General features: G+C 44.0%; 1 protein-coding gene and 1 pseudogene. Both read right to left on the bottom strand.

Annotated elements, in window-relative coordinates:
* Positions 1–180: pseudogene (locus tag R8N47_RS24250) on the bottom strand (glycine C-acetyltransferase); the annotation flags it as partial.
* 212 nt (positions 181–392) lie between these two features.
* Positions 393–879, bottom strand: a 487-nt coding sequence (locus R8N47_RS24245) for an EAL domain-containing protein (RefSeq protein WP_318185982.1), incomplete at its 5' end; no start/stop codon positions are given.

Below are 879 nucleotides of genomic sequence, written 5' to 3'. Positions count from 1 at the left end.
CGCTGGATGGTTTGCTAGGCCTAGGTAGTTGTTCGCACAAAAGTTCAGTACTTCTTCACCTGTCGAGATTTTAACAGCGGCTTGCTGTTGAGAGGTAATGATACGCTCTGCTTTGTAAAGACCTTCAGCCTTCACTTCTTCAATTTGCTGTTGAATCTGTTGGTAAAATGCAGAAGACATTCGCAATTCCTTCCTGGTTGTTTTGACGAGTTTTCACTCGTTTCGAATTTGGTTTAGCCTTTACGTGACGGGCGTCACAGGCCATCAGCTATCAATTAATTGTAGTGTAAAACAAGGAAAGGAAAACGATTATCCCTCAAGGTGGAAAAGCATTAATGAATTTGAGGAACAAATAACATCAATGCTTTTCTATGAGGTTGTATTGAAAGGAGTTATGACCAAGTAGGTTGGTTTAGAAGTTGCTCAAACTCCTTCGCTGGCACAGGGCGGCTATAGTGGAAACCTTGGCCGAACTCACAGTTTAGCTCGTTGAGATAATCCACATGGCGTTGCTCTTCGATACCTTCTGCGACAATTTTAAGACGCAAGGCTTTGGCCATAGCAATGATCACGTTGACCAGTTCACGATCAGAGTCGTTCTCAAACACGTTTTGCATAAAACTGCGGTCGATTTTCAGACGGTCAAACGGGAACTTCTGCAAGTAACTCAGTGCAGAATAGCCCGTACCGAAGTCGTCAATCGTCAGCTTGGTACCGAGCGCACGTAGGTTATCCAGCATGTCTACCAATTCATCATCATGGTTAAACAACAAGCTCTCGGTTACCTCGACATCAAATTGCTCAGCAGGCAAACCCGATTCTTCTAAGCTTTGCCTAATGAACGCCAATAAGCGATCACAATAGCGGAATTGAACGCTA

The organism is Vibrio sp. 2132-1, assembly GCF_033344315.1.
This window is presented reverse-complemented; position numbering and strand designations above follow the sequence as displayed.